This window comes from Nostoc sp. JL31, assembly GCF_017114965.1.
In the GTDB taxonomy this organism is placed as follows: domain Bacteria; phylum Cyanobacteriota; class Cyanobacteriia; order Cyanobacteriales; family Nostocaceae; genus Nostoc; species Nostoc punctiforme_A.
The window spans coordinates 1-8,410 of the sequence record NZ_JABXKO010000006.1; the positions used below are offsets into that span (position 1 = coordinate 1).

At 44.1% G+C, this 8,410-nt stretch carries 5 protein-coding genes; 4 read left to right on the top strand and 1 reads right to left on the bottom strand.

All coding sequences use genetic code 11. From position 1 onward, the window contains the following. From vnfG to HWQ43_RS00115, 4 genes are all read left to right on the top strand, one after another. Window positions 1-729: V-containing nitrogenase subunit delta (vnfG, locus tag HWQ43_RS00100; RefSeq protein ID WP_292728590.1), on the top strand; the 729-nt coding region annotated here is incomplete at its 5' end. A gap of 519 nt (window positions 730-1,248) precedes the next feature. Further along, window positions 1,249-2,634 carry a V-containing nitrogenase subunit beta gene (gene vnfK / locus HWQ43_RS00105; protein ID WP_292728593.1) on the top strand — a complete coding sequence of 462 codons (1,386 nt, stop codon included), beginning with the start codon at window positions 1,249-1,251 and terminating at the stop codon, window positions 2,632-2,634. A gap of 158 nt (window positions 2,635-2,792) precedes the next feature. Continuing rightward, complete coding sequence (locus HWQ43_RS00110) at window positions 2,793-4,316, top strand: nitrogenase component 1 (protein WP_292728596.1); 1,524 nt, start codon at window positions 2,793-2,795, stop codon at window positions 4,314-4,316. Window positions 4,317-4,633: 317 nt separating this feature from the next. Then, window positions 4,634-5,977: a nitrogenase component 1 gene (locus tag HWQ43_RS00115; RefSeq protein ID WP_292728598.1), complete on the top strand. Its 1,344-nt coding sequence runs from the start codon at window positions 4,634-4,636 to the stop codon at window positions 5,975-5,977. 111 nt (window positions 5,978-6,088) lie between these two features. On the opposite strand, the gene HWQ43_RS00120 is transcribed toward HWQ43_RS00115, so the two are convergent. Continuing rightward, a complete protein-coding gene (locus tag HWQ43_RS00120; protein ID WP_292728601.1) occupies window positions 6,089-8,014 on the bottom strand; it encodes a hypothetical protein in 1,926 nt (641 codons plus the stop codon). Window positions 8,015-8,410 lie beyond the last annotated feature (396 nt).

An 8,410-nucleotide genomic window follows, 5' to 3' on the forward strand; every position in this document is an offset into this window, starting at 1 on the left:
GCCATTTACTCCCCTTTGATGAAGTTGGCTAAAGATGACATCCGTGCAGGGCAAAGTCTGCTAAGTACCAATGGTAATGGCAATGGTAAAGCAACCAAAGAGGTATCTGAGGAAGTCGTTTCTTTAATTCAACAGCAAGTTAAGGAAGCCACTTCACAGGTCAAACAGTCAGCTAAGGAAGTTGCGCCACAGGTTCAACCCCAAGCAAAGGAAACTGCAACACAGGTTCAACAGCAAGTTAAGGAAGCCACTTCACAGGTCAAACAGTCAGCTAAGGAAGCTGTACCACAGGTTCAACCCCAAGCTAAAGAAGCTGTACCACAGGTTCAACCACAAGCTAAGGAAGTTGCACCACAGGTTCAAGTGCAAGCTAAGGAAATCGCGTCATACATTCAAGATCGAGCTGCGGAAGTCACAAAATTAATTCAAGAACGTTGTTTGTGGCAGTTTCACTCTCGTGCATGGGATCGGGAAGAAAACATCAATGGTGTTCTCAATATGGCCGCCCAAATCTTGACTGGAGAAAAGGTGGTTCTAGAAACCTTGATCGACAGGGGTTTTTATGCAGATGCGAAGATCCTCGCAGCTGACCTAGAAATTAGGTTTGCATGGTTAAATAGCATGGAAAACTCGCAAAAGAAGGCAGTACTGGAAGCTGTTAAGGGAATGCTGGTCGATATTGTAATAACCAAGTCGAAGAATGGTGAGTTGCATTATTCGCTTTATTAAAGCAATTAGATCGGTAATTCAACCTCTGGGTGACGCTCTATGATTTGCGATCGCTTTTAGCGTCCCCTTCTCCCATTCATTCCTTAAGGGAGAAGACCAGATTGCCTCACTAAACGAACGGCGTTGTTGAATTGGAGTATGAAATAGAGTCAAGTCATCCTGTTAGTGTTTGTGCAGAAATTTTCTTACAGAGTAGAGACTTAGAGAGTAGAGAGTAGAGAGTAGAGAGCGATCTCACCGACGGGCTACACCAAAAGCATTTCCAAGAAGTGTAGTGTCCGCATACCGTCTGGCTACAGAAGCATCTCATTTAGCTTTCAAGATTTTCAAGAAATTCAATTCTACTTTCCTTCTGTAATCGATGCTATCAGTAGCTTGCTTCTTGGTTGGATGCAGCGTTAGCGATCGCTCGCCACAGACATCGCTCCACTTTTTTAAGCTCAAAATGACACTTCATATCTTCGTTCAGCAACGCCAAACACGCATCACGCAATTTTTTACCACATAGGAGTCAAGAGAATGTCTTTAGTCGTAAAACAGAAAGAACGCAAGGGAATCATCAATCCTATATTTACCTGTCAGCCGGCTGGGGCTGAGTATGCTTCTATCGGAATCAAAGATTGTATTCCCCTAGTGCATGGAGGACAGGGGTGTAGTATGTTCGTTCGTCTCCTGTTTGCCCAGCATTTGAAGGAAAATTTCGACATTGCTTCTTCTTCACTCCATGAAAATAGCGCTGTTCTTGGAGGACAGCCACGCATTGAGGAAGGTGTAAAGACCTTAGTAGCACGATATCCCGATTTACGGATTATCCCAATTATTACGACTTGTTCAACTGAGACAATTGGGGACGATATCGAAGGAACCATTAACAAGCTCAACGGCTTTTTAAAGGAGGCTTATCCCGATCGTAAGGTTATCCTTGTTCCTGTACATACCCCCAGTTACAAAGGTAGTCAAGTCACTGGCTATAATGTCGGCGTACACGCAATCATTTCTACCCTAGCAAAAAAAGGCGAACCAACTGGCAAGCTGAACATCATTACTGGGTGGCTTAATCCTGGAGATGTCACAGAAGTTAAGCGCATCTTAAAAGAGATGGATGTTCCAGGAAACATTTTACTGGATACAGAAACCTTTGATGCGCCCACCATGCCTGATAAGACAAGTTTTGCTTTTGGGAATACAACCATTGAAGAAATTGCTGATTCTGCCAATGCGTTGGGAACTATTGCCTTATGTAAATATGAAGGCGGTAGTGCAGCCGAATTTTTACAAGAGAAGTTCAAAGTTCCGGCAATTCTTGGCCCAACACCAATTGGTATCAAAAATACCGACATCTGGCTGCAAAACATCCAAAAACTAACTGGTAAAGCAATACCAGAATCTTTAGTCAGAGAACGGGGTAAAGCTATTGATGCGATCGCAGACCTCGCACACATGTTCTTCGCCAACAAGAAGGTTGCTATTTACGGAGATCCCGATTTAGTAATTGGTCTAGCAGAGTTCTGCTTAGAAGTTGAGTTAGAGCCAGTGTTGATGTTGTTGGGAGACGACAACAAAGCCTGCACCAAAGACCCAAGAATTGCCGAGTTGGAGAAGCAAGCAGCCTGTGATATTGAAGTCATTTGGAATGCAGACCTCTGGGAATTGGAGCGCCGCATTACAGATAAATCCCTCGAAATTGACTTGATTCTAGGTCATTCCAAGGGTCGGTATATTTCTATCGACAACAAAATTCCGATGGTTCGGGTAGGCTTCCCTAGCTTTGACCGCGCAGGTCTGTGGAAATATCCTGTGATTGGCTATAAAGGAGCAGAATGGCTAGCAGATAACATTGCCAACGCCATGTTTGCAGATATGGAGAACAAGCACGATCGCGAGTGGATCTTAAACGTTTGGTAAGAGGAATTGAGGATTTAATTTTAACGCAGAGGAACGCAGAGTAAAACGCACAGGAGCGCAGAATTTGAGTGCTGGAGCCTCTATTCAAAACTTTGCGTTCCTTTGCGCCAACTTCAGCGACCCTCTGCGTTTAAAAAAGATGAAATATTTGGAGAACTATGATGATAGATCAGAATGTCGTATTTTACGGAAACTTGAGCGAACTGTATCGCTTGGCAAAAGAGGGTAAGATTAAGACCAGTTTACAAGGTAGTCATACCCGCCCCTGTAAATTCTGGACTGCAACGAAGATTTTAAGTGGGATTAAAAATGCGATCGTCATTTCTCACGGGCCGAGTGGCTGTGCTTATGGAGTCAAGCGGGCATACAAGCTGACTAATAGCCGCAATAGTGGTTCACCTTATGAACCCGTGGTGACTACGAACATGAGTGAGAAGGCGGTAATTTTTGGCGGGGAAAAAGAATTAGCAGGCGCGATTCGAGAAGTAGATGAAAAATACCATCCTGATGCGATCGTTGTTGCTACTAGTTGTGCGTCTGGTATTATTGGTGATTGTGTTGATGACGTAGTGAATAAGGCCCGCAGCGAAATCGATGCTGAGATCATGACGATACATTGTGAAGGATTCGCCGGGGAGTATCGCAGTGGATTTGATATCGTATTTCGGCAAATCGTAGACTTTATGGAGCCGCCAACTTCAGAGCGGAAAGCACAACTAGCCGATGCTGTCAATATTGTGGGCGCGAAGATGGGCCCTGAAAGGACGGAAGTTGAAACTGATGTCAAAGAATTGGTGCGATTGATAGAAGCAATGGGGGCAAGAGTTCACAGCGTCATCGCAGGTGATTGTACACTAGAAGAACTCAAGCAAGCACCGAGTGCAGCAGTCAACTGTACTTTATGTTTGGATCTTGGCTATACCATCGGCAAAGCCATGTCAGACAAGTTCGGTACTCCGCTAAATTCTACTATCCTTCCCTATGGAATCAGCGCTACAGAAAAATGGCTCGAAGGGGCGGCAAAATATTTAGGGATGGAAGAACAGGCGGCTGCCCTAATGGAAAAAGAATATGCCGCAATCAAGACTGAATTTGAAGCAGCTAAGAGTTATATAGAAGGGAAGTTAGCGATTATCGAAGGACATGATGCTATCAAGTGCTTATCCCTTGCTCACATGTTGGATCGTGATTTTGGGATGCGTGTAGTAATCTATAACTTCCATCCCTGGAGTACAGAAGCACGAGAAACCAGTGTAGATTATTTGTTGGAAACAGGGTTAGACCCAGAAATCCTGATTACGAAAGGGACACTGGCCTTTGGCAAGTACGAGTCCATGAAACAAACGGAAGATGAATTACTGGATTTCATTGGTGGTCTTGATGCAGAATCGGTAGTTTATTTTGGTTCTTCCTTGAGTTTCCCCCATATTCCCGTAGTCGATTTAAATGCTATCTTAAATCGTCCCAGATTTGGCTATCGCGGAGCCTTAAAGGTCGCAAAGTGTATTAAAACAGCACTCCAATATGGCTTTAGACCTCGTAGTGCTTTAACCAAGCAAATGGTATTCCCTAAAAATTCCGGGTTAGCATCTACTCAATCACTAAGTGGAAAATTAGCTCAAGACATGCCTGACTGTACCGTATATGCAGAGAAGAAGCGGGGAAAATGTTTTAACGAGTAATAAATAAAATGTGACTTTGCTGAATCAAAGTATGGATTTGTCGGGCTACGCCCCGCTTCTCTACGAGACGCTCCGCGAACGCTAACACGTAGAAAATTGTAGGTTGAGTAGAACGTAGATGCCGGAGGCGGCCGACCACAGGGTAGTGAAACCCAACAAACTCTCGAAAATGTTGGATTTAGTTCCTCAAATGCCACATGCTTCAAGTCGGCAGAGCCACCCAACGCAGTGGCTCCCCAACCTACGTAGACTATTCCAGGTTGGTGTAACGAGTAAAATTTTTACCATAGTCAAGCCTTAGAGAAACAGGAGGAAAAATGTCTGCTGAAACGACTTTTGATAATTGTAACCATAGTAAAGACCCAGTAGTTGGCTGTGCCCTTGAAGGTATTGCAACTACAGTTGCTGGTATTAAAGATGTTAGTATTGTGATTCAGTCTCCACAAGGTTGCGCGTCCACTGTCGCAGCTGGGTATGATGCTCATGAGGTTGATTTCACCAAGCGGAAAGTAGGTTGTACTCGTCTTTTTGAGTCAGACATTGTGATGGGAGCGTCTGATAAACTCAAAGGGATGATTAAAGAGGCGGATCAATCTTTTGATTCTAAGGTGATGTTTGTCGTTGGGACTTGCGCGGCAGACATCATTGGTGAAGATATTGCGGGATTGTGCAACCAGCTTCAGCCAGATATCAAAGCCAAACTCGTTCCTTTAATGGCTGGTGGATTTCGGGGCAATGCTTATGATGGCTTGGAGATGGGTTTAGAGGCTTTACTTCCTTTTATCAAAAAAAGGCAGACTAAAAGAAGGGGCAGAAAGCCGAGGATTGTAAATATCATTGCGCCACAGGCAAATCTTAATCCTACTTGGTGGGCTGACTTGCAATGGGTAACGCAGATTTTAAAATCTTTGAGGATTAGAGTACAGACTGTTTTTTCTCATAATACCTCATTTGAAGAACTGGAGCTAGCTGGTGAGGCAACGGCCAATATTGTTCTTAGTCATGATGTTGGGTATAAGTTTGCTCGGAAAATGCAAGAGACCCACAATATCCCCCTTATCCTTGATGATATACCTTTACCAGTAGGTGTAAACAACACTACTCGATGGTTGAAGGCATTAGCGGCACATTTTAAGATCGAAGAAAAAGTCGAACCGCTAATTAAACTTGGCGAAGAAATGGTCGTAGATACACTTCGCAAACGAGCATTGATGATTATTCCCCGATATCGTAACTGTAGAATTGCTGTATCTGCGGATGGAACGCTTGGCATTGGACTGGTTAGAATGCTCTTTGAAGAATTGGAGATGATTCCTGAAGTCTTATTATTTCGCTCGGCGATGCCTGATTCTCGTTCAATCCTGGAGCGAGAACTAGATAGTCTTGGTCTTGCTCCCCGCGTAGCATTTTCGGCAGATGGCTATCAAGTTAAGCAGACCTTGCAAGAGTTGGATGTTGATGCTGTGATTGGCTCGGCATGGGAAAAATACATGGCAGAGGAACTAGGAATCAAAATTGCTTTTGATGTATTTAGCCCCACTAACAGAGAAACTTATGTTGACAAACCATATTTTGGCTATGAAGGTATGATCAATATGATGGAGGTGATTGCTAACGATTGGGATAGAGCTTTTCGTTCCAAAGAGATTCATTGGACATAGAAAGGTATTGTGTCAAGAATGTTTTGATATCTTGATGTAGAGTTATCAAGAAGTGAAGTATTGTGCTACACGTCTGGAGTAACGGCGATCGCTACAACGGGGAGTAACTGCCTACTGGTTAACGTTAAAAACAACGTTAAAAACGCTGAAACCATCTTTTTCATTTCCGCACAATCGGTTACTGTCAATCAATTGTGACAAGGCATTCCTCAAGTAGAGAACACTCTTTTTCTCTTTGCCCCACTTGCGGCTGTTTCTGATAGCTGCAAAAGAAGTTGGAGGGCTAGCAGTAGCTGCAATAATCGCCACAATCTGTTCTAAATCAGCCTCAGAAATACTACTCTCTTCTACTTCCAGAAATTCCACTTCCTGATAAGGCTTTGAAAAAATGGACTCCAGATGATTAACTGCGTCTGATGGCGCAATCTTCTCCCCTCTCGGTATGAATGCCCTTTCATGCTCTTGAACTAATTCCGGGAAGAACTGAAGTAATGTTCTTGCTGGATCTGGTTGCCCATTGCCTGGGTGCAAATGGGTCTTTAGCCATTCGGGAATCATGCCCAAGTTGCCACCGCTAACAGGTTCTCCAAAGTTATTAGGGTTGGCTTTGAAATATTCTCCACTAGCAACATTCATTTTGCGTAGACCACCAGCACTAACCGCTTGAGCTACACAGCCAATAAAGTTAACCGATTGCTTAAAGGTATCTGCCAGCCCAGCCGTAGCTTTACCGACCACGCTTGTCAGGTTAGAGCCATGCAACACGATAATTAATGTACCACCAGACTTAGCGAAGCGAGAAAGTAAATATTGAATAGCCCAAGTGCGATCGCTCTCCTCTAACAATGACAGCAACCGCATCGCCTCATCAATTACTAGCAGTAAGCTTTTATGGGAGTAAGGTTTGCTTCCATCTAAACCCTTAAGAAATTTCAATAAATCACGAGCGACGAGTTGATCAGCCCCATCCGCATCAATATCCGGGTACTTAAGGGCAGAGGTCAAGTTGCAGGCAAAGGGGTAAACGTCCACCCCAGCTGTAAAGTATTGGGTGTTCAATCCGGGGTCAAGTGCAGTTGATAATGTTGCCAAGATTGCTGCTAAGGTTCCCTTGCCACCTCGCTGAGTACCAGCGATCGCTATCACCTGAGAACTCATCATATCCTCTACTTGGAATCCACTTTTCGTTAAAGCAGCGATCAGTGCGTTTGCTCTATTAGTCAGAGGAAGATTAATTAGAGTCTCTGGTACAAGCCCATCAGCTGATGGCTGTAACTCTGTCGGTCTAGAAAGTTCCACAGCTTGGTTCATCTTCCCAATATCAACAATTGGCGATTGAAACTGCTTGATATCTACAGTCGGTGGTAACTGGACGTTTGCCTGTGCGATGGCATTTACCTCCGACCGCTTCAGCCGGCTGTCAATCGTCACATCCTGTAAATGGAGAGCCATGCTTTCATAAGTGGGTAGCTGACGACCCTTGAGCTTGCCAAACCAACCAAACATCCAACGATAAGCATAAAAACGTTTTCCTGGCTCAACTTGCGTTAAGTACTGGACAATATTTTCAAACTCAGCATGAAGAAAGGCGTACTCTTCTGCTGATTGTCGCTCTAGGAATTTAACGGTATTAGCAAGATGATCCGCTTGATAATTGCTCCTAGCATCGTAATCCCCAGCACGAGTTAGAGCGTCTATAAAGTTGCCACGTATAAAGGGTAAGGGGGCAATCTCCTTGGTTCTGTTGGAATGTTCGACAACAAACCATAGCCATGCAGCACCACCAATTAAACCACCAACTACTGCCAGTGGGTTGACCGCATAACAAACCGCTCCAATCCCAGAAGCCAACAAACCAAGTACACGGGTCATGTCTGCTTCATTCTCAGATGCCCGTGCCATTTTAAATAATCCATCTTTTCTCTCTTGCAGCCATTGGGCAATATTTCCGGCTTCCAAGTGAGACAAGCTAGGATATGATTCGCGTAAATGTTCAGTTTCTTTAGTTGTAATTTTTGGGATATTGTTACTTTGCATAAAAGAAATGCCCTGTTGAATAGTGAGTGCCGCTCGACTCAAGAGTTATGGAGCGGCGCTCACTTTAATCTTTCGTCAATCGCCAAACGGCAAACCCAATTTCACCAGCCATCATTGTGCCGATGTTAAATAAGATGCAGCCCAAAATCATGAATGGGGCTGTAAATTAAAATGGGTTACGAGCCGCAAAGGTGGTGATAACATCAAATACCTAAACCGCAATCACAACCAGCCCTGCACTAGAGCGATCGCGTATACCTGCGGTCTTGTAGTCCGCCCAGAGTTGGCCTACCAAGTCAATCTTGCCACTAGGCTTAGTTTCAAGCTCATAAATGATATGGCTTGAGGGGAGACAAAATGGTCTAGAATGCTTATATTACAAAGAGTGTAGCAATT

Bases quoted from the DNA above. Each gene is read 5' to 3' on its own strand.
- vnfK (WP_292728593.1), top strand. From the start codon at position 1,249: ATGTCTTTAGTCGTAAAACAGAAAGAACGCAAGGGAATCATCAATCCT.
- HWQ43_RS00110 (WP_292728596.1), top strand. From the start codon at position 2,793: ATGATGATAGATCAGAATGTCGTATTTTACGGAAACTTGAGCGAACTG.
- HWQ43_RS00115 (WP_292728598.1), top strand. From the start codon at position 4,634: ATGTCTGCTGAAACGACTTTTGATAATTGTAACCATAGTAAAGACCCA.
- HWQ43_RS00120 (WP_292728601.1), bottom strand. From the start codon at position 8,014: ATGCAAAGTAACAATATCCCAAAAATTACAACTAAAGAAACTGAACAT.